Genomic DNA, 20,867 nt, shown 5'->3' with positions numbered 1-20,867 from the left:
TGAGATTAAACTATCTTGTGTATAATTCTTAAAAATATATTTTAAAAAAGAAGAGTAAATGACACCTACACAAAGAGTAATTCAGGCGATAGATGAGATAAAAAAGGGCAACATGGTCATTATGATAGATGATGAAGATAGAGAAAATGAGGGTGATTTAGTTTATGCATCAGCTTTTTCTACACCTAAGCATGTAAATTTTATGGCTACACACGCAAGAGGACTCATTTGTGTTGCTATTAGTAAGCCTATAGCCTCAAGATTAGAACTTAACCCAATGGTAAGTTCAAACACATCCTCTTATGAGACGGCTTTTACAGTCTCTGTTGATGCAAGAGATGCACTAACTGGTATCTCAGCGAAAGAGAGAGATGATACAATTAAAATCCTTGCAAACCCAATCTCAAATGCAGATGAGTTAGTAAAGCCAGGTCATATTTTTCCACTTATTGCTAAAGATGGAGGTACGCTCGTTAGAACTGGACATACTGAGGGTTCTGTTGATTTGTGCCGTTTAGCTGGGCTGAATGATTCTGCAGTGATTTGTGAGATAATCAAAGAAGATGGAACAATGGCGAGACGTGATGATTTAGATGTTTTTGGAGAAGCACACAATCTAAAGACAGTTTTTATCTCTGATATAGTTGAGTATCGCCTAGCTAATGAGAGACTTGTAAAGGAAGTAAGTGTAGAAGAGATTGAGTTCTTTGGTGTCAAAGTAAAACAACACAAGTTTGAAGATCACGACAAGATAGAACATACTGCTATAGTTTTTTACTCTGCATCCGAGATCTCAAATGTGAGAGTCCACAATGTTGTCCCTGATATTGAACTTCTACTAAATCAGAAAAAATATAACAACCTTATAAATTCAATAGACTATCTCAAAAAAAACAGTGGTGTCTTAGTCTTTATAAACAAGACTAACCATCAAGACAATGCTGCTATGAAAGAGATAGGAACAGGTGCACAGATACTAAAATCTCTAGGAGTATCAAAGATGAATCTTTTAACTTCACTAAAACAAGCTGAGTTTGTAGGACTTAGTGGCTTTGGGCTTGAAGTTAATGAGACTATAAATATCTAAGCACTTTAAATGCGGTATAAACCATGAGAGTTACTCCAGCGCTTATAGTTGATGATAGTCCTATGATTATCAAGATTATAAAAAGATCACTTCTAACAAATAAGATAGATGGATACTACTTTAGAGATGACTCCATCTATAGTGCCTCTGATGGGATGGAGGCTTTTGAAGTTATGGGGAGAGCTCATGATATAAAGCTTATAGTAACCGATATAAACATGCCATACTTAAATGGTGATGAGTTTATAGAGATACTAAAAGATACTGGTAAACTCTCTAACCTTGAAGTCGTTTTTGTAACATCTTCAAGTACACAACTTATCCTAAAGAGCGAGATACAAGAGAGTATCTTGGGCATTATATACAAACCATTTAGATATGAGAGTTTTGTTCAAAAATTTAAAGCTTTGCAAAAACAAAAATCACTCCAAAACATAGAACTCCAAAAGATAAAAACACAGCAAGTTGAGAAAAAAGAGTTTATAGAAAAAATGTGTTATTTATATTTTGGAGATATCGGTATAGACTCTGTCACAGACAACTTAGACACTATTATCGATGAATCATTTTCTAATGCACAAATAACAAAAAATGAGTATCCTGAACTGCTTTACTCCATACTTAGTATATACCTCTTTGAGTCGCAGATTGAACATAAAGTAAGCCATAAAAGAATCAAGTGCATACTAAAGCGTAAAGAAAATTCTTCTCATATAAAGAAGAGTCGCCTAGGGCTTATAGATGGTTTTAAAAAAGAGTTAGATTATGTTAACTCTACAGATTTACGACCATCGGAGATAATAACTGCACTCATCTCACACACTTTTGATACGCTATCAATGTCAACGAGTCATGTAAAGAAATTTTTTCCTATAGATAACAAACTCTACGCTCCACATTTTGAGTATATAATAGAAGAGTTTATCAAGATAGATTGTGAATTTAAAGATGATAGACTTTTTAAACTTATGTCTGAACATAAAGAGATAGAGGAGTTTTCAGAGTTTTTATATCATTTTTTAAAAAATAGAGAGATTTTTAAAAGCATAAAAGCGGTTAGCCTCTCAAAAGTTTTGGGAATTGAGTTAAAAAAACGCTTGAGTAAAATCCTAAAGATAACTTATGCTCTAAATAAGCACTACTGCTCAACTCTTGAGTTTTATATATTTAAAAGAGCTAAAAGTTCAAGTGAGATACATAGGTTTTTTAAGAAAAATATGCCAAAAATCATACCTTGCAGTTCTACATTTCTACACTTTAAGGGTAAGGTGACTACCAAAGAGTTACGAGATTATACGCCATATGAGATGCAGAAGTTGGTAGTAATATCATCAGAGCTAAAAACACTTGAGTTTTTTAAAGGGGCAATTGGTGATGCTTTTAAAAATTGGAGTGTTTTTTGTTTTGCAAAAAATGTGATTTTAGAAGCGTGGTTAGGAAGCAATAAACCAAATAAAATAGTTATAGATTACAATTTTAAGGGCTCTGGCTTTAAAAATGGTGTAGAGTTTTTAAGTCTCTTGTATAAAAGATATCCTCATCTAAAGCATGAAGCTGTTGTAAATGGAGTTTATTTTATAACAAAAGAGCAAAATCAACAAGAGCTTAAAGAGTATAGAGGTGTACTCAAGTTTGCAAAAATTGCATATCCTATTGTTTTTAAAGATGCTTATGAGACGCTGATATATGACTAAGAGACTTTATATCTTTTATGATATATAAGATATAATGCAATAAAAATATAAAAGAGTTAAATGAGAGAGATATTTAAGAGAGTCCAAGACTCTTGTGAGATGATTATAGAGACAAATCTTGAAGCACTTGATGTAAAAGAGATGAATCCTTGGTTGTTTAGTGTGTTTTTAAAGCAAGAAAAAACTGCTGATGAGAAATACGAAGAGTTTTTAGAGACAAAAGAGTCTTTAATTATCGCATTAGAACATCAGGATAGAGCAGTTTTTGTAGGAAGTAGACTCTATGATGGTTGGGCGGAACTTTATTTCTATGCTATGGATTCTAAAAGATTAGATGCTATCACTTCAAAGATACTTACTCCATCTTCGTATGTCTATGAAAGCAATGTTGTAAGAGATACAAAGTGGAATTTTTATGAAAAAGAGCTCTATCCTACCGAGTTGGAATTTTGTCATATTGAGAGTGATAAAATCATCTTTATGCTCGAAGAAGAGGGTGATGATTTGAGTATTAAAAGAGATGTGGAGCATTACCTCTCATTTGAAACTCCATCGCAAAAAGATAGATTTTTGCAAAATCTAGATATTGAAGGCGTAAGTTTTAAAGATGAAATAAGTAGCGATGAATTTGATAATGGTATTGCGCTCATCAAAGTTCACGCACCTACTCAAAAGGAAATTAGTGAAGTGGTAGATGAACTCTACAAAAAAGCAAAAGAGTTTGGCGGATACTATGAGGGCTGGAGTACAACTCTAGCAAGAAAAGAGTAGCCTTTGAGAGAGATGTTTAAGATTGTAGGAGTTATAAACTACCTTATAGTGGTGTTTTTAAACGCTTTTACAGACTTAGGGCATAAAATAATTATACAAAATACTATTTTTAAAGTTTATGATGGCGAGCTGCAGATTATCTTAACTGCCATCGTAAATGCTTTGATACTTCTACCTTTTATCTTACTCTTCTCTCCATCTGGATTTTTAGCCGATAGGTTTGCTAAGAGTGCTATTATGAAATACTCCTCGGCTTTAGCAGTTGTTGTTACGCTCCTTATCACATACTTTTACTACCAAGGCTGGTTTTATAGTGCATTTTTTATGACTTTTATGCTCGCTCTACAAAGTGCTATCTATAGTCCTGCAAAGTATGGATATATAAAAGAGTTAGTAGGTTTGAAGTTTATAAGCCTAGGAAATGGTGCAGTCCAAGCAGTTACTACCATAGCAATATTAAGCGGGATAATCTTTTATACAGTTTTGTTTGAAATCTCTTTAGCTGATAACTTTCAGACAAAAGAGGATGTCTTAAAGGCAATAGCTCCGCTTGGCTGGCTTTTGGTCTTAGGCTCACTTATTGAGTGGTTTTTGGCTTCAAATCTTCCAAATATGATGGTCGAAGCTAGCCAAAAAAAATTTAACTTTAAGAGATACATAAGAGCTGAGTATCTTCAAAAAAATATTAAAACTATTAAGAGAAACAAAGAGATCTTTGACGCCATACTAGCTCTTAGCCTATTTTGGTCTATCTCTCAAGTTGTGCTTGCTATCTTTGGAGAGTTTGCAAAGGGAGAACTTGGTATCACAAACGCTATCTATGTTCAAGGAGCTATGGCAATGGCAGGTTTTGGTATCATAGCCGGTTCATTTCTTGCAGCAGCTTTTTCAAAATACTATGTCAACAGTGGAGTTGCAACCATCGGAGCATTAGGGGTTACTATCATAGTTTTTGTTATTCCATCTTGTGAGTCAATACTAAGTTTAGTCTTGCTTTTTGCTCTTTTTGGAATCTTTTCAGGTTTTATAATGGTGCCACTAAACTCTCTTATACAACTCAAAGCTCCCAGAGTTCATCTTGGCATTATATTAGCTGGTAACAACTTTGTACAAAATATCTTTATGGTCTCTTTTTTACTCTTAACTACTCTTTTTGCGTTTTTTGGAACGAGTGCCATCTCACTCTTTTACCTTATGAGTTTAGTGGGGGCATATCTCTCTTTTATCTTACTGCGTAGATATTTTGTTATCTCTTTTTGGGCACTTGTAGAGATGCTACTTAAGATAAGATATAGATTTCGTTACGAGGGGCTTGAAAATATCCCAAAAAGTGGCGGTGTTTTACTTTTAGGAAATCATGTTAGCTGGATTGATTGGGCGATTATCCAGATTCCAATAGAGAGACGTATCAACTTTATGATAGACAAAGATATCTATAACAACAGATTTTTTAACATAGTACTAAGAAAAGGTTCACTTATACCCATATCAAAAAAAGCTTCAAATGGTGCGTTTAAAGAGGCATCAAAAAGATTAAAAAATGGTAAAATTGTGGCTCTGTTTCCAGAGGGCAGAATAAGCCCTGATGGAGAACTTGGAGAGTTTTACAAAGGATATGAATTTATCTCTAGTGACTATGATGGCTCTATTTGTACTTTTTTTATAGATGGGATGCAGGGTAGTATATTTTCTAAAAAAAGAGAGTTTAAATTTTTTACAAAAAGAGATGTAGTAGTCTACTTAGGAAAACCAGTATGTAGAGATACAAAATCACAAGAAGTACGAGATATTATAAAAAACTTAAAGGATGAACATGAAACTTAACAAGCCTAAGCACTCACTTTTTAAGAATGGTATCTATGCTCTTGAGGGTTTTATAGATATCACAAAAAATGAGACATCATTTAAGTGGCAACTTTTGCTTCTTAGTGTAATGGGTTTGGTGGCTTGGGTTTTACCTCTAAGTTTTGGATACTCTAGCATTTTGTTTATATCTCTATTTTTACCTCTCTTAGCAGAGATTACAAACAGTTCTATTGAGAGAGTAGTCGACCTTGTAACAAGTGACTATCATATCTTAGCAAAGAGAGCAAAAGATGTTGGAGCTACACTGGTTCTTGTGAGCCTTATAGTTACAGCTCTTGTTTGGATTTTTACCCTTTTTGTAGCTTTTGAGTTGGTATAAAGTTAACAAAGGATATGAAATGAGATTATAGTTAACGGTTGAGATTAATTAGACACTATTTGGGAGAAAAATTTTGAAAACAACTTTAATAATTGGCGCTGGCGGAGTTAGCCGTGTAGTAGTACACAAATGTGTACAAAATTCAGATGTGTTTGGTCGTATAGTATTAGCGAGTAGAACTATTGCAAAATGTGACCTTATAAAGAGTGATTTGCCAGATGCAGATATAGAGACTAGAAGCGTAGATGCGGATAGTGTAGATGAGATTATAAAACTTATAGAAGATGTAGATGCGGACATCGTCATAAATGTGGCACTTCCGTATCAAGACCTGACTATCATGGACGCTTGTATAGCTACAAAGACACCATATCTCGATACTGCAAACTATGAGCATCCAGATGAGGCGAAGTTTGAGTATAAACTTCAGTGGGCTAGGGATGAAAAGTTCAAAGAAGCTGGGATAATGGGACTGCTAGGGAGTGGTTTTGACCCAGGAGCTACAAATGTTTTTTGTGCATATGCTCAAAAACACTACTTTGATGAGATTCACACTATAGATATACTTGACTGTAATGCAGGTGATCATGGTTACGCTTTTGCTACAAACTTCAACCCTGAGATAAACCTAAGAGAAGTTAGCTCAAAGGGTCGCTACTGGGAAGATGGAGAGTGGATAGAGACTGAGCCTATGGAGATTATGCAAGTTTGGGATTATCCTGAGGTTGGTCCAAAGGACTCTTATCTGCTCTATCATGAAGAGTTAGAATCACTTGTTAAAAACATCAAGGGCTTAAAACGCATAAGATTTTTTATGACTTTTGGGCAGAGTTACTTAACTCATATGAAATGCTTGGAAAATGTTGGAATGCTTGGCATCAAAGAGGTGGAACACAAAGGCACGAAGATAGTTCCTATGGAGTTTTTAAAAACTCTTCTGCCAGATCCAGCTTCACTTGGTCCTAGAACAACTGGTAAAACAAACATCGGTATTTTAGCCCAAGGCATAAAAGATGGTAAAAAAAGAAAGATATATATCTATCAAGTAAAAGATCATGAAGATTGTTTTGCTGAGACGAACTCTCAAGGTGTCTCATACTCAACAGGAGTTCCAGCTATGATAGGTGCAAAACTTATGTTACAAGGGAAGTGGAGCGGGGTAGGTGTGTTTAACCTAGAAGAACTTGACCCAGATCCGTTTATGGATGAGATGAACAAACAAGGACTTCCTTGGGAGATAAAAGAGATGGAAGTTTAAGAGTATGAAGATTGAAGATATCCAAACTCCATGCTATGTCTGTGAAGAAGAGCTCTTAGAGAGAAATCTTCTCATCTTAGATGATGTGCAAAAAAGAAGTGGAGCTAAGGTTATACTAGCGCTTAAAGGTTTTGCGATGTGGAGTACCTTTGATCAGATAAAAAAGTATCTTCATGGATGTACAGCTAGTGGACTACATGAGGCAAAACTAGCTTACGAGGAGTTTGGTAAAGAGGTTCACACCTACTCACCAGCATTTAAAGGTGAAGAGATAGATGAGATAGCATTTATATCAGACCATATAGTTTTTAACTCTCCAAACCAGCTCTTTAAGTACGCACAAAGAGTAAAAGAGGTAAATCCAAAGATAGAAATCTCACTTAGGATAAATCCAGAGTATTCAGAGTCTCCAAAAGAGATTTATAATCCTTGTGGCATCTATAGTCGCTTAGGCACAACTAAAGCAAACTTTGATGAGGGAGTTTTAGAGTTTGTTGATGGACTAAACTTTCACGCTTTGTGTGAGCAAAATGTAGATGCACTAGAGGGTGTCTTAAGAGCTTTTGAGAGTAAGTTTTCTAAGTATTTTAAAGGTCTAAAATATATAAACTTTGGAGGAGGGCATCACATAACTAAAGAGGGTTATGATGTTGAGCGTCTTATAAAGGTTATCAAAGACTTTAGAGAGAAGTATGGTGTAGAGGTTTATCTTGAACCTGGTGAAGCAGTTGGATGGGAGTGTGGATATCTCATATCTAGTGTTTTGGATATAGTTGATAATGGCATGAAGATAGCAATACTAGATGCTTCTGCTGAGGCTCATATGCCAGATACTATGGCTATGCCATATCGTGCAGAGGTAAGGGGTGCTGCTGAGGCAAATGAAAATGAGTTTACTTATAGACTCGCAGGAAACACTTGTTTGGCTGGAGATATAATGGGAGACTACTCATTTGATAAGCCACTTGAAGTTGGAAGTAGAGTTATTTTTGAAGACCAGATTCATTATACTTTTGTAAAAAGTACAACATTTAATGGTATAAAACTCCCATCATTAGCTATAAAAAGAAGAGATGGTAAGATAGAGGGAGTAAAAGAGTTTGGCTATGAAAATTATAAAAACAGACTCTCATAATATAAAAAAATCTTATCTGTAGTGGATTTTAGGTATGATAATCGAATGATAATTAAAAACAATATATGGAAGATATTTTATCTATTGTCAGTAGTTGCTATTTCTCTCTTAGTGGCATTTCTTTATTTTAACTACAAAGAGATAAATGAGAGACATAGCACTCAGGTGGAGTACTACACTCAAATAGTAGCCAATTCAATAGAAGTGGATTTTATGCAAAAAGAAGTGCTTTTAAGTGTTATTGGCGAGAGAGTATTTAGAGAGTATAAGAGTAATTCAAAAGCCAAAATAGAAGAACTCTTTAATCTCTTGTTAAAGCATAATCCCTACTTAGTTAGTCTCGGTTTAGCTGATGCGAGTGGCCAGGTCTTAATAGCAAGCTCAAATGTAGAAAAAAAAGATATAAACTTTATGCAAAGTGATAAGACTAGCTATGATTTTAAAAGATCACTAAGCTCTGCGCATATGGTAGTCTCAAGAACTTACTATTTTAAAGATATAGGTGAGTGGATTATTCCACTTAGAAAAGCCATAAGAGATGATGATGGAAATATTTTAGGTGTTATTGTGGCTGGCATGAAAAACTCTAAAAATTCTAACTATCTTGATGCGCTTGATCTCTCACAAAACAAGACAGTGGTTGTCTTAAAAGATTTTGATAACAAAGGAGAAATGTACAGACTTTACTATAGCAAACAAGACTCTTCTCATAAAGAGTTATATGAAAAGCCTGTAGACAAAGAGTTGCTCTCTCACGTTAAAGAGAATTTTTATTCAAAGTATGGATACTCTATAGAAGAGTTAAGAGAGGCTCCTAAAACTGTTAGTTTGTTTGTAGACAATCCTCTTGTTGGTCATAATGTAGCGGGTTTAGTTTACAATAAAAAGTATAAGCTTTGGATATCTGTTGGGGGAGATGCAAAAGAGATAAAAGAGGAATTTTTTAGAGAGTCATCACTGCATATCCTGATGTCTATCTTGACTTTTATTGTATTTTTTATCCTTTTTAGGAGTGTTGTTTTATCTGAGAAGCAAAAGGATAGAGAGCTTGTCTATCAGGTTCAACACGACACCCTAACAAATCTGCCAAATAGAATCTATATGTATAAAAATATAAAAGAATATAAAGAGTTACACAACGATAAATATTTTATTCTTTATCTTGATTTGGATAATTTTAAAAATATCAATGATAAGTTTGGTCATACTGCTGGAGATGCTATCTTAATCGAAGTTGCAAATAGACTAAACATATTTTTTAACGAAGATGATATGATAGTAAGACAGGGTGGGGATGAGTTTATTATCTTTGTAGGAAATATAGACAAAAAAGAGCTAGAGATAAAGATTCAAGACCTTATAAGCTATATATCTAAAATCTATCATATAAAAAAAAGAGACTTTAGAGTAGGTGTAAGTATAGGAATATCTGAGTGTCCAAAAGATGCGCAAAATATAGAGGAACTCTTAAGTTTAGCTGATACTGCAATGTATCAAGCAAAAAAAATTAAAAACTCATACTCTTTCTTTACAGAAGAGATGCGATCACTAAATGCTTTTAGAGCAGATGTAGAGCATGAGCTAAGAGGTGCCATAGAGTCTTGTGAGCTTTGGATGGCTTATCAACCACAGATAAACGCGGATGAGACTCTTTATGGAGTTGAAGCTCTTGTGAGGTGGCAAAATGAAAAATTAGGGTTTGTCCCTCCAGATAAGTTTATATATGTGGCGGAGGAGAGTGGGCTTATGAAAGAGCTTGGAGAGTTTATCATACAAACTTCTTTAAGAGAGATAGGGGAGCTTCAAAAAGAGCTAAATCTTTCCTTTAGTCTCTCCATAAATATCTCAGTTGTTCAGCTTATGGAAGCTGATTTTCTGCCAAATTTACTAAAAATCATAGCTAAAGAGAACTTTGATAGAAGCTCTCTAACGCTTGAGATTACAGAATCTTTGTCCATAGAGAGTCTAGATGATGTCTTGCCTATTTTGTATGATATACAAGAGCATGATATACAGATATCTTTAGACGACTTTGGAACTGGTTATTCGTCTCTTAGTATTTTAAGAGAGTTACCTATAGATGAGTTAAAGATAGATAAAAGTTTTATTGATAAAATCTTGTATGATGAAAGCGAAAAAATTTTAGTAGAGAGTATAATAAACATTGGAAAAAACTTTCACATGAAAACTTTAGCAGAGGGAGTTGAGTGCATAGAGCAAGTAAATGAGCTAAAGAGAAGTAAATGTGATATATTTCAAGGTTATTACTACTCAAAACCACTCTCTAAAGAGGATTTGAAAAAATTTTTAAGAAAAGGATAAATTGTGTTAGAAGATAAAAAAAGATGGAATGAAAAGTATTCACAAAAGGAAGTCCAAGAAGAGGTCTCTACTATACTTGAGAAGTATGTAAGTCATGCAAATATTGGCATCGCACTTGATGTTGCTTGTGGAACAGGGAGAAATACTAACTTTTTAGCTAAAAAAGGCTTTGAAGTAGATGCAGTCGATATCTCAAATGTTGCACTTGATAAAATAAGCAAACTCCCAACTATAAACAAGATAGAGGCTGACTTAGATAAATATAACATCACACCTAACAAGTATGACCTAATAGTTAATGTGAACTATCTAAACAGACGCATAGTCTCTCAAATGAAAGATGGACTAAAAAGTGGTGGTGTAGTTATTTTTGAGACATATTTACTCGCTCATGGTGACTTTAAGATTCCAACTATGAATCTTGACTATCTGTTGCGAAAAAATGAGCTACTTCATGCTTTTATAGCTCTTGAAGTTATCTACTATGAAGAGCGTATAGATGTAAACCCAAATGGTGATAGAGTAAAAATAGCATCTATAGTTGCTAAAAAATCTTAAAGCCCCTCAAGTAAAACTATCCAAAGTCTATCTACCTCTTTATCACTTAAAAAGATAGAAGACTTTGCCCTAAATAGTTCAATAAGTCCCTTTTTGTTGATACCAAGAGTGCAAGAGCAGGCTCTATGTGTTGGCAAGTAGGCTCTTATAAGTGAGACTTCATCATCTTCTATCTTGATGGAACATAAAAAACAATCAAGGTCCGTATGGAGCCTTCCCTCATGTTCAAGTAGCTTAACATAAGACTCTATAGCTACTCTCTTTGGATTTTGTTCGCTCCATTTTTTAGATGCTTCATCTATTAGCTCGAAGTAAAAATCATCTAGCTCTTGTGCATCTTGTAGGTGCTTATAAAAGAGAGCTATAAAGTCTTGCCATAGCTTTAGTAGCTTATAGTTATTTATCCACTTAAAGCCTATATGGACAACATCTTTTAGTCTTCCTATAGTTGATTTTGCACTATCTTCTCTCTCATAATCTATCTTAAAACCTAGGTTTATAACCCCATGTCTTGCTCCATAAAACCTGTAAAGGGTATCTAAGTTGCCCTTTGTTATTATGGTAACTATTAAGTCTTCGTCTTTAACTTTGTTAAGTTTTATGATGTAACCTTGCATTTTCGCTTCTTATCTACACATTTTTTAAATTTAATAATAAAATTTTAAGTATATTATACTTTTTTAAAACTTTAAATAGTATAATGCACTACTTTATCTCTAAATATACTAAATATGTTTAAAAAGAGGTTAAAAATATCAAAATTTTATATGAATTTTGCTAAAAAGAGGGGAAATATGACAAAACACTATGATCTACTAAGATCGTTCAAAGATAACTGTGGTTTTGGACTTGTTGCCAATATAAAAAATGAAGCATCTCATAAAGTTTTAGATGATGCAGTTACAGCACTAGAGAGAATGATGCACCGTGGGGCGGTTGCAGCTGATGGAAAAACAGGGGATGGAAGTGGACTGCTTTTTTCGCTGCCCGATGAGTTTTTAAGAGTAGAAGCATCAAAGAGTGGAGTTGAACTTCCAAAACTCTTTGCAGTAGCATCTATCTTTTATAAGGATAAAAAACATTTAGAGGTTGTTGCAAAAATATGTGCAAACAATGACTTGAAAGTAGTTTTAAATCGTGATGTACCCATAGATACAAATGCACTAGGTAATCAGGCTTTAAAAACACTGCCAAGTATCACTCAACTCTTTATAACACCAAACTCTATAATGGCTACTAAAAGATTTGATGCACTTTTGTATCTCAGCAGAAAAGAGATAGAACACGCTTTAGTAGAGCAAAAGGATTTTTATATCTCATCTATGAGTTCAAAAGTTCTCTCTTATAAAGGACTTGTTATGCCAACGCACATAAAAGAGTTCTACAAAGATTTACAAGATGAAAACTTTAAAATCTCTTTTTCACTATTTCACCAGAGATTCTCAACAAATACACTACCAGAGTGGAGATTAGCCCAACCCTTTCGTGCAGTTGCACACAATGGAGAGATAAACTCTGTAGAGGGCAATCGTATAAACGTAGAGATAAAGTCTGAATCTATAAACAGTGAAGTCTTTAGCGATGAAGAGATACAAAGAATATTGCCAATACTTCAACTAGATGCATCTGATAGTGCGTCTGCTGATAACTTTTTTGAGTTTCTTATAGCCAACAATATGGACTTTTTTAAAGCTGTTCGTGCAGTTATTCCCTCAGCATGGCAAAATGCTCCACATATGGATCCAGAGCTTCGTGCATTTTATGAGTACCAGTCAACAGTTTTTGAAGCATGGGATGGTCCAGCTGCATTTTGTGTGACTGATGGTCGCTATATCGGATGTGCTTTAGATAGAAATGGTCTTCGTCCTGCAAAATATATAGTAACCAAAGATGATAACTTTCTAATAGCTAGTGAGTACGGAGTTATAGATATACCGCAAGAAGAGATAAAAGAGAGAGGTCGTCTTCAATCTGGCGAGATGATAGGGCTTGACTTAAAATTTGGAGAGCTTCTAAAAAATGATCAGATCAACGACTACTTAAAGAGCTCAAATCCTTATATGAAGTGGTTAAATGAGCATATGATCTACCTTCAAGAGTTTGTAGAAGTTCAGTACACTGATAAGTGCAACTTTGAGATAAAAGACTTTATAAAAAGACAGAGATATTTTAATATAACCCAAGAGGTAGTTGAGCAAATTATAGAGCCGATGATTATTGAGGCAAAAGAGGCAGTTGGCTCTATGGGAGATGATACTCCTCTAGCTGCATTTTCAAACAAACAAAGAAACTTTACAGACTTTTTTAAACAAAAATTTGCTCAAGTTACAAACCCTCCTATAGATCCAATTCGTGAGAGAGTTGTAATGAGTCTTAACGCTGGGTTTGGAGAAGTTCACAACATCTTAGATGAGATACCAACTCACGCACATCGTCTAAAGTCTATCTCGCCTATCATAACTCGTGAAAAACTAGATGTTTTAAAATCTTTTGGAGATAAAAAATCGCCTCGTTATCAAGCTTTTTATCAAAATAAAACATTTTCAACTGCATATCAAGGCTCACTAAAAGAGTCACTAGATGAACTTATCAAAAAGATAGTAACAAGCGTAGAAGAGGATGGAACTAGGATAATCATACTAGATGATTATGAGTTTAGTAAAGAGAATAAAATCATCCCTATGGCTATGGTAGTTGGTCGCCTAAGTTTTGCACTTCTTGAGTCTCGCTTGCGACATCTCACTTCCATAGTCTGTGTAACAGGCGAGGTTATAGATGCACATAGTGCAGCAGTGCTCATTGGTTATGGAGCAAGTGCTATATATCCAAACCTTCTTTTTGCTATCGTAATAGAGAAACTAGAGTCTTTAAACTCTCTTAATATGGAGTGCAGTGAGGCACTAAAGTCTATTCATAGTGCTTTAAATGGAGGGCTTTTAAAGATTATATCTAAGATGGGCATCTCCACCATTGCATCTTACCGCAATGCTGGGCTTTTTGACATCTTAGGACTAAGTGATGAGATAGTAAGAGAGTGCTTTAGAAGTTCTCACTCAGAGCTTGGTGGTCTAGGTTATGATGATATAGACGCAAGAATTTCAAAGTACCACAAAGAAACCTTTTTAGAGGGTGGATTTAACACAATATTTCCGCTAAATATTGGTGGTTTTTACAAGTTTTACAGCGGGCAAGAGCATCATGACTTTGGACCTAGCGTTATTCATGCTATTCATGCTGTAGCACAGAGTGGCAAAAAAGAGGATTATAACAAGTTAAGAGACTTGGTAAACAAAAGAGACTTAAAATTTATTCGTGACTTTTTTGAGCTTAAGTCTGATAGAAAATCTATAGACATCTCTGAGGTTGAACCAAAAGAGGCTATCTTTAAAAGGTTTGCATCTGCTGCTATGAGTTTAGGCTCTATCTCGCCAGAAGCTCATGAGACTATAGCCATGGCAATGAATAGAATTGGTGCTCAGTCAAACTCAGGAGAGGGTGGAGAAGATGTAAGTAGGTTTGAGAGTTATAGAAACTCAAAGATAAAGCAAGTTGCATCTGGGAGGTTTGGTGTGACTCCTGCTTATCTTAGAAGTGCCGAGGAGATTCAGATAAAAGTAGCTCAGGGTGCAAAACCAGGAGAAGGCGGACAACTCCCTGGACATAAAGTAACTCCTCTTATAGCAAAACTTCGTCATACTGTACCTGGTGTTACTCTTATCTCGCCACCACCACATCATGATATCTACTCCATAGAAGATTTGGCACAACTTATCTTTGATATAAAGCAGGTAAACCCTAAGGCTAAAGTTGCTGTTAAGCTTGTCTCAGCCATAGGAGTTGGAACTATAGCGGCTGGTGTTGCAAAATCTTATGCAGATAAAATCATCATCTCAGGTGGTGATGGTGGAACTGGAGCTGCTCCACTTAGCTCTATAAAGTTTGCTGGAAATCCTTGGGAGATAGGACTAAGTGAGGCTCATAACGCACTAAAAGCTAACAATCTTCGTTCATTTGTTGAGCTTCAAACCGATGGTGGATTAAAATCTGGTCTTGATGTTGTAAAAGCCGCACTTCTAGGTGCAGAGTCTTATGCTTTTGGTACTGGAGTTTTAACAATAGTAGGCTGTAAGATGCTTCGTATCTGCCATGTAAACAAGTGTACAGTTGGAATTGCAACTCAAAATGAAAAGCTTAGAGCGGAGTTTTTTAAGGGTCATGTAGATCAACTCATAAACTACTTTACGCTTTTAGCGGAGGATATTAGAAGTATTATGGCTTCTCTTGGGTTTAAAACTATGGAGGAGATGGTAGGTCGTGTTGATTTGCTTAAGGTTGTAGATAATGACTTTGCACAAAAGTTTGACTTTAGCTCCATTTTGCATAAAGAAGAGGGTGTAAACACTCATCAACAAGAGTCAAATCCTCCTTTTGATGATAACGCTTTTGAAAAAGATGTTTTAAAAGATGCAATGGTAGCCATCAAACATCCAGAGCATGCTATTTGCATCTCAAGAGAGATAAGAAATACAAACAGAAGTTTTGGTGCCCTAATCTCAGGAGAGATAGCTCAGTACTATGGAGATGGGGGACTAAAGAGTGATACTATCAAGATAAAACTACAAGGTATAGCTGGCCAAGCCTTTGGTGCATTTTTGATTCATGGTGTCTCTTTATATTTAGAGGGCGAGGCAAATGACTATATCGGAAAAGGTATGCATGGCGGTAAAATTATCATCACTTCAAAAAATGAGGGTGAAGAGTTTACAGCAGGTGGTAATACTTGCCTATATGGTGCTACTGCTGGAAAGCTCTATATAACTGGTTCAGTTGGAGAGAGATTTGCAGTTCGTAACTCTGGGGCTTTAGCTATAGTTGAGGGTTCAGGAGACAATGCTTGTGAATATATGACAGGTGGAATCGTGGTCATTCTTGGTAAAACTGGTATAAACTTTGGGGCTGGTATGACGGGCGGAATTAGCTTTGTTTATGATAAAGATCATACTTTTGTTGAAAATGTAAATCGTGAGTTAGTTGAGGCCATTCGCATAGACACTGATGAGAGTGCTGATGTTAGGCATTTACTTAAAAAACTACTAAAAAACTACTTAGTAGAAACTCAGAGTACTAAGGCTAAAGATTTACTAAATAACTACAGAGTAGAGGTAAGAAACTTTTGGTTAGTAAAACCTAAAAACTTAATAAAACTTCCTCTTAGTGCGGACAAAGGAGACTAGCTATGAAAGAGTACTTAACAACCCAAAGAGTAGATGCAAAGAAAAGAGATGTAGTTGAGAGAACAAAAGATTTTGGCGAGATTTATGAGCTCTTTGATGAAAAAGAGGCTTCAACTCAAAGCGAGAGATGTATACAGTGTGGTGACCCATTTTGTCTAAATAAGTGTCCGCTTCACAACTATATACCGCAATGGCTAAAGGCTGTAGCACAGAGTGATTTGGAGTTTGCATTTAAGCTCTCAAATGAGCCATCGCCTTTTCCAGAAGTGATGGGAAGAGTATGTCCGCATGAGAGACTCTGTGAGGGAGACTGTACGCTAAATGATGGTCATGGTGCTATCACAATCGGCTCAGTTGAGACTCATATAACAGAAGAGGGATTTAAAGCTGGATACAAGCCTACATTTCCTGGTATAAGTACAAACAAGAGTGTAGCCATCATAGGAAGTGGACCAGCTGGACTCTCGTGCGCTACATATCTTCTTCGCTCAGGAATTGCTGTTAGTATCTATGAGAGAAGTGATAGAGCAGGTGGGCTTTTAACTTATGGTATCCCTAACTTTAAGTTAGATAAAAAGATAGTTGAGCGTCGTGTAAGACTTTTGAAAGAGGCTGGACTAAAACTCATCTTAAATTGTGAAGTAGGCAGAGATATCTCTTTTGAAGAGATAGCTAACTCTCACGATGCGATGTTTATAGGCATAGGTGCAACTAAAGCAAAGAAAGCCTCGCTTGTAGGTGAAAATGCTCCTAATATTTACGATGCGATGGAGTATCTAACTGCAATGCAGAAAAAAAACTTTAAACTTCCTTATGATAAAAAGTTTGACTTTAAAGATTTGGATGTAGTTGTAATCGGTGGTGGAGATACTGCTATGGACTGTCTGAGGACTGCAAAAAGAGAAGATGCAAAAAGAGTTAGATGTTTATACAGAAGAGATGCACAAAATATGCCAGGAAGTAAAAAAGAGTATAAAAATGCGATGGAGGAGGGCGTTGAGTTTATGTTTAATTTAGCTCCAAAAGAGATTATTTTAAATGATACAGGGCAAGCTATATCTGTAAAGGTCATTAAAACTACTCTTGGTGCAAAAGATGAGAGTGGTCGCCAAAAGATGCAAGAGATAAAAGATAGCCAGATAAAAATTAACGCTGATATTATTATTATGTCTTTAGGTTTTGATACAGAAATACCATCTTTTTTACATGAAAATGGCATAGAGACAAATAGTTGGGGTGGTATCATAATAAATGAAGAGACATATGAGACTACTACTGCTGGAGTCTATGCTGGTGGAGATTGTTATAGAGGTGCTGATTTAGTTGTAACTGCTGCATATGATGGAAGAGAAGCCGCTAGAAACATAGTTAAAAACTTGCTCTAATGGTTCTTGGTTTTGGTTAAATACTAAAGATGCAAGGAGTCTGGATAGCGTTTTACTTCAAGAGTTGATGGGTCCTCACAGAACTCTTTAAAAAGGGCAGATAGAGATTTTTTTATCATTGATGCTTCTAAGAGGTTATCAATTCCAAATAAAAAGTTATATCTCTTTAAAAATAAATCTTGTTCTTTTGGGCTTGCATCTGTATTTTCGAACTGCTTAAGATAGCCAATCTTAATGCAGTTATCTATCTTTTTCTCTAGCTCTTTTATTCCTATGTAGTCATTTAGTATATATCTGGCTTTTTTAACATCTCCATATTTTGTGACCTTTAGAGCTTTGTTTATATGTTTATCAAACTCTTCATTGAAGCCCTCAAATTCTGGTGTAAAACTTAAAAAATTATATTTGTTAGCAAAAGAGTATATTAGCTTCTTATTTCCCTTCTCTATCGCAAATTGAAATCTTAATATATGGTCTATTTTTTCTATCTCATTGAGCGCAAATTGTTTATACTCTTGAAAGTCTAAAATAGTTCTAAAAGTGTTTTGTGCCGCTTTATATTCTCCATCTGCATAAAGTTGTGTAGCTTTGTTCTTTATGGATACTGCTAAGTCTTGTATCTTTTTAAAGAGTCTGGTTTGTTTTAAAAAATCAAACTCTTCTACAAGTCTAAAATATGTTTTAAAGTCCTGCTTTTTCACCGCTGCATCAGCTCTACTCAACATTACACTATTGTTTAGAAGAAACTTTATAAGTTCACTCTTTTGTGGGATTTTCTCATAAGGACTTAAGATATTTTTTGCTTTATGTACACCTCTAAGAGGATCTTCTTCTAATGCACTTCTAGCTTCGGCATAAATTTTTTCCCAGCGGTTTTCTAGTAAAGTATAGTAGTGGAGGGACTCTATTATTGGGTATTTTTGAGCAAAAAAGTAAGCATTTTGTATTTCTTTTTTTTCAACTGCTTCTATAAAGTGGGCTATATGGTCTTGTTGTATAAGAAGTGCATCTATCTTTGTTTTGAACTCTTTATATTGCATAAAAGGATCTACTAGCTTTATAGCTTCATCAACAAACTTTTTGGTAATAAGTTCTTTTGCTTTTACTAAAACTTCATCAAAACTCTTTTTGAATTTATCTATAGCATCATCAAGATATAAAAAGCAGTTACTATCTAGTATCTCCTTGGCTTTGTCATACTCTTTTAGATTTACATGATGAAGAAACTGCTCTTTTTTGTAGCTTAAGTCTATTAAAGATAGATTTCCATTTGTAAAGCCTATAAGTAAGTCATTGTTTTTTATATCAACATTTGCGACTGCACTATCTTCAAAATCCATGCTATTTATAAGCTCATTTTTAAAAGGGTCTATTATGTAAAGCTTGTTTGTTCTAGTGCCAATTACTATGTTTTTTCTGTTTTGTGAGAGAGTTGCACTAGTTGGCCAGTGAGTAAAAAGAACTTTTTGACTTATAATCTCTTTTTCTATGCAGTCATAAATAATACTATAACCCTCTCTATTTGCTAAAAAGAGTTTTCTATCTTCATCAAAAAAAATCGCAAGTTCTATAGGGTCGTTAGTATTAAACTCTACAAGAGTGTCATCTTGTAGGTTTAGTAGAGTATTAGTACGATTAAAGTATGACACAAAAACAAGTTTGTTTTTGTGTGAAAAAGTAGCATATGAACAGTAATCTGGTCTGTTTTTATAACTATATCTTATGGTTTTTGTCTCTAAGTCGTGTATAAAAACCTTTCCATCTAGACTAGCACTTAGTAGATATTTAGCATCTTTAGAATAACGGGTGAAGTTTATATTACTTTGATGGATAGTACTTTTAAATGTGGCCTTTATCTTCCCTTCATTATAGAGAGTTGAGATGAGATTTTTTTTCAAGGGCACAGAGATACTGTTTTTAGAGATATTAAACTCATTGCAAAACATATGTCTGGTATCATTACTTTTGTCTAGCTTCATTTTTAAGGACAATTTGAATTTTTTATCAAAGATATATAAAACATTTTGAGAATCTACAAAAGAGATATTGTCTTCTTGTAGTTTTACTTCTACGATTGGATTCTCAAGTGTAAAATGGTTTTTTATATGGTAGTTTTGCATGCATATCCCTTAGCAGCAAAAGAGACAATAAAAGCTTCGCTAAGTTTTTTTACACCCATCAAAAACTCAACTTTTTCGCCATTAACATCTATGTAGGCTTTACAATCTGGAGTTAATAATTCATATCTTTGAACAAAACTAATCTGCTCATCTTCATAGATGGCATCATCTTCATTTTTTAGTAAAAGTTCGCCTATTTTAGGCTCTTTTTGTAAAAATGAACTCTCAAAAAACATAGATTCAAAACACTCATTGAACCCTATGATTTTATGAGATCTTTCACATACAAGGATAGATGCAATTGGTATAGATGCTAAAATGTTTGAGTTGGTAATTTTTAGTGCTTTATCAACATCTTCAAATCTCTGTTTATCTCTTAATTCTAGGAGTTCCTTCTCTTTATTTACTAAAAGTGTGATGTCGCTTCGTATTCCTGCATACTCAACAATCTCATCATTTTCATCAAGGATGGGGACTATAGTCGCATCTACATAGTAGATCTCACCATTTTTTTTGCGGTTACTTAGAGTTCCTCTCCATACTTTTTTATTTTGTATAGTTTGCCACATATCTTCAAATATCTCTTTTGGAGTGTTTGGATCACGGACTATAGAGTGAGGCTTTCCTATAAGTTCTTCTAGCGTATAGCCAGAGATACTTCTAAATTGTTTATTTGCATAAGTTATTTTCCCGCTTAAATCACCAATAGAGAAGATTGTTGACTCATCAACAGCCTTTTTATACTCTTTAAGAATCTTATTTGTTTGGTGTAACTCTTTTGCCAAATCGGCGCTTTGTTTGGTATCCTTGCTCATATTTAACCTTTGAAGTCTTTATCTTTTTTTAATTGAGTGCTCTGAATAATTATTAAGGTAGATCCTGAATCAAGTTCAGTATGACGGTTTGTTTGTTCAGGATGACGGTTTGTTTGTTCAGGATGACGCGTGTCCCGTCATTCCGTGCTTGACACGGAATCTAGTTTATAAATTAATCAGAAGGTTCAATTACATAAAAGTTTAACATAAAATTGTCATTAATTTGTCACCTTATCATAATATATAAAATTACTTTAAGTATAATTAAAATCTATAAAACAGTAAATAATATTGATACAATCT

The 20,867-nt window shown here is 34.7% G+C and carries 14 protein-coding genes; 11 read left to right on the top strand and 3 right to left on the bottom strand.

Annotated elements, in window-relative coordinates; translation table 11 throughout:
* The first annotated feature begins 58 nt into the window (after window positions 1-58).
* The 9 genes from M947_RS13125 to M947_RS13085 all read left to right on the top strand — a co-directional run bounded on the left by M947_RS13125 (window position 59) and on the right by M947_RS13085 (window position 11,010).
* Window positions 59-1,087 carry a bifunctional 3,4-dihydroxy-2-butanone 4-phosphate synthase/GTP cyclohydrolase II gene (locus M947_RS13125; protein ID WP_021286485.1) on the top strand — a complete coding sequence of 343 codons (1,029 nt, stop codon included), beginning with the start codon at window positions 59-61 and terminating at the stop codon, window positions 1,085-1,087.
* 23 nt (window positions 1,088-1,110) lie between these two features.
* On the top strand, window positions 1,111-2,781 hold the full coding sequence (locus M947_RS13120; RefSeq protein WP_021286484.1) for a response regulator: 1,671 nt from the start codon (window positions 1,111-1,113) through the stop codon (window positions 2,779-2,781).
* 60 nt (window positions 2,782-2,841) lie between these two features.
* Window positions 2,842-3,552 carry a DUF695 domain-containing protein gene (locus M947_RS13115; protein WP_021286483.1) on the top strand — a complete coding sequence of 237 codons (711 nt, stop codon included), beginning with the start codon at window positions 2,842-2,844 and terminating at the stop codon, window positions 3,550-3,552.
* 12 nt (window positions 3,553-3,564) lie between these two features.
* A complete protein-coding gene (locus M947_RS13110) occupies window positions 3,565-5,376 on the top strand; it encodes an MFS transporter (RefSeq protein WP_031347779.1) in 1,812 nt (603 codons plus the stop codon).
* Complete coding sequence (locus tag M947_RS13105) at window positions 5,366-5,737, top strand: diacylglycerol kinase (RefSeq protein ID WP_021286481.1); 372 nt, start codon at window positions 5,366-5,368, stop codon at window positions 5,735-5,737. Before M947_RS13110 ends, M947_RS13105 begins: the two co-directional genes overlap by 11 nt.
* A gap of 73 nt (window positions 5,738-5,810) precedes the next feature.
* A complete protein-coding gene (locus M947_RS13100; protein ID WP_021286480.1) occupies window positions 5,811-6,995 on the top strand; it encodes a saccharopine dehydrogenase family protein in 1,185 nt (394 codons plus the stop codon).
* 4 nt (window positions 6,996-6,999) lie between these two features.
* Window positions 7,000-8,130: a carboxynorspermidine decarboxylase gene (nspC, locus tag M947_RS13095; protein WP_021286479.1), complete on the top strand. Its 1,131-nt coding sequence runs from the start codon at window positions 7,000-7,002 to the stop codon at window positions 8,128-8,130.
* 45 nt (window positions 8,131-8,175) lie between these two features.
* Entirely contained in the window at window positions 8,176-10,452 is a 2,277-nt protein-coding gene (locus M947_RS13090; protein WP_245541240.1) for a bifunctional diguanylate cyclase/phosphodiesterase, read from the top strand.
* A gap of 3 nt (window positions 10,453-10,455) precedes the next feature.
* Window positions 10,456-11,010 (top strand): methyltransferase domain-containing protein, encoded by a 555-nt coding sequence (locus tag M947_RS13085; protein WP_021286477.1) that lies wholly within the window; start codon window positions 10,456-10,458, stop codon window positions 11,008-11,010.
* Here M947_RS13085 and recO read toward each other — a convergent pair.
* Window positions 11,007-11,627 (bottom strand): recombination protein RecO, encoded by a 621-nt coding sequence (gene recO, locus M947_RS13080; protein ID WP_021286476.1) that lies wholly within the window; start codon window positions 11,625-11,627, stop codon window positions 11,007-11,009. The two genes, M947_RS13085 and recO, sit on opposite strands and share 4 nt — an antisense overlap.
* A gap of 177 nt (window positions 11,628-11,804) precedes the next feature.
* Here recO and gltB point away from each other — a divergent pair, with 177 nt between their 5' ends.
* On the top strand, window positions 11,805-16,244 hold the full coding sequence (gltB, locus tag M947_RS13075; RefSeq protein WP_031347777.1) for a glutamate synthase large subunit: 4,440 nt from the start codon (window positions 11,805-11,807) through the stop codon (window positions 16,242-16,244).
* A gap of 2 nt (window positions 16,245-16,246) precedes the next feature.
* Window positions 16,247-17,629, top strand: a complete 1,383-nt coding sequence (locus tag M947_RS13070) for a glutamate synthase subunit beta (RefSeq protein WP_021286474.1) — start codon at window positions 16,247-16,249, stop codon at window positions 17,627-17,629.
* Window positions 17,630-17,652: 23 nt separating this feature from the next.
* On the opposite strand, the gene M947_RS13065 is transcribed toward M947_RS13070, so the two are convergent.
* Complete coding sequence (locus tag M947_RS13065; protein WP_021286473.1) at window positions 17,653-19,749, bottom strand: WD40 repeat domain-containing protein; 2,097 nt, start codon at window positions 19,747-19,749, stop codon at window positions 17,653-17,655.
* A complete protein-coding gene (locus M947_RS23200) occupies window positions 19,731-20,564 on the bottom strand; it encodes a PAS domain-containing protein (RefSeq protein ID WP_021286472.1) in 834 nt (277 codons plus the stop codon). Before M947_RS23200 ends, M947_RS13065 begins: the two co-directional genes overlap by 19 nt.
* Window positions 20,565-20,867 lie beyond the last annotated feature (303 nt).

This window comes from Sulfurimonas hongkongensis (genome assembly GCF_000445475.1).
GTDB lineage: Bacteria > Campylobacterota > Campylobacteria > Campylobacterales > Sulfurimonadaceae > Sulfurimonas > Sulfurimonas hongkongensis.
Note: the sequence above shows the minus strand (reverse complement) of the source record. Positions and strands in the feature narration are given on the sequence as shown.

What these genes read in the sequence shown, in the direction of transcription:
- M947_RS13125 (WP_021286485.1), top strand. Translation starts at nt 59, where the DNA reads ATGACACCTACACAAAGAGTAATTCAGGCGATAGATGAGATAAAAAAG.
- M947_RS13120 (WP_021286484.1), top strand. Translation starts at nt 1,111, where the DNA reads ATGAGAGTTACTCCAGCGCTTATAGTTGATGATAGTCCTATGATTATC.
- M947_RS13115 (WP_021286483.1), top strand. Translation starts at nt 2,842, where the DNA reads ATGAGAGAGATATTTAAGAGAGTCCAAGACTCTTGTGAGATGATTATA.
- M947_RS13110 (WP_031347779.1), top strand. Translation starts at nt 3,565, where the DNA reads ATGTTTAAGATTGTAGGAGTTATAAACTACCTTATAGTGGTGTTTTTA.
- M947_RS13105 (WP_021286481.1), top strand. Translation starts at nt 5,366, where the DNA reads ATGAAACTTAACAAGCCTAAGCACTCACTTTTTAAGAATGGTATCTAT.
- nspC (WP_021286479.1), top strand. Translation starts at nt 7,000, where the DNA reads ATGAAGATTGAAGATATCCAAACTCCATGCTATGTCTGTGAAGAAGAG.
- M947_RS13090 (WP_245541240.1), top strand. Translation starts at nt 8,176, where the DNA reads ATGATAATTAAAAACAATATATGGAAGATATTTTATCTATTGTCAGTA.
- recO (WP_021286476.1), bottom strand. Translation starts at nt 11,627, where the DNA reads ATGCAAGGTTACATCATAAAACTTAACAAAGTTAAAGACGAAGACTTA.
- gltB (WP_031347777.1), top strand. Translation starts at nt 11,805, where the DNA reads ATGACAAAACACTATGATCTACTAAGATCGTTCAAAGATAACTGTGGT.
- M947_RS13070 (WP_021286474.1), top strand. Translation starts at nt 16,247, where the DNA reads ATGAAAGAGTACTTAACAACCCAAAGAGTAGATGCAAAGAAAAGAGAT.
- M947_RS13065 (WP_021286473.1), bottom strand. Translation starts at nt 19,749, where the DNA reads ATGCAAAACTACCATATAAAAAACCATTTTACACTTGAGAATCCAATC.
- M947_RS23200 (WP_021286472.1), bottom strand. Translation starts at nt 20,564, where the DNA reads ATGAGCAAGGATACCAAACAAAGCGCCGATTTGGCAAAAGAGTTACAC.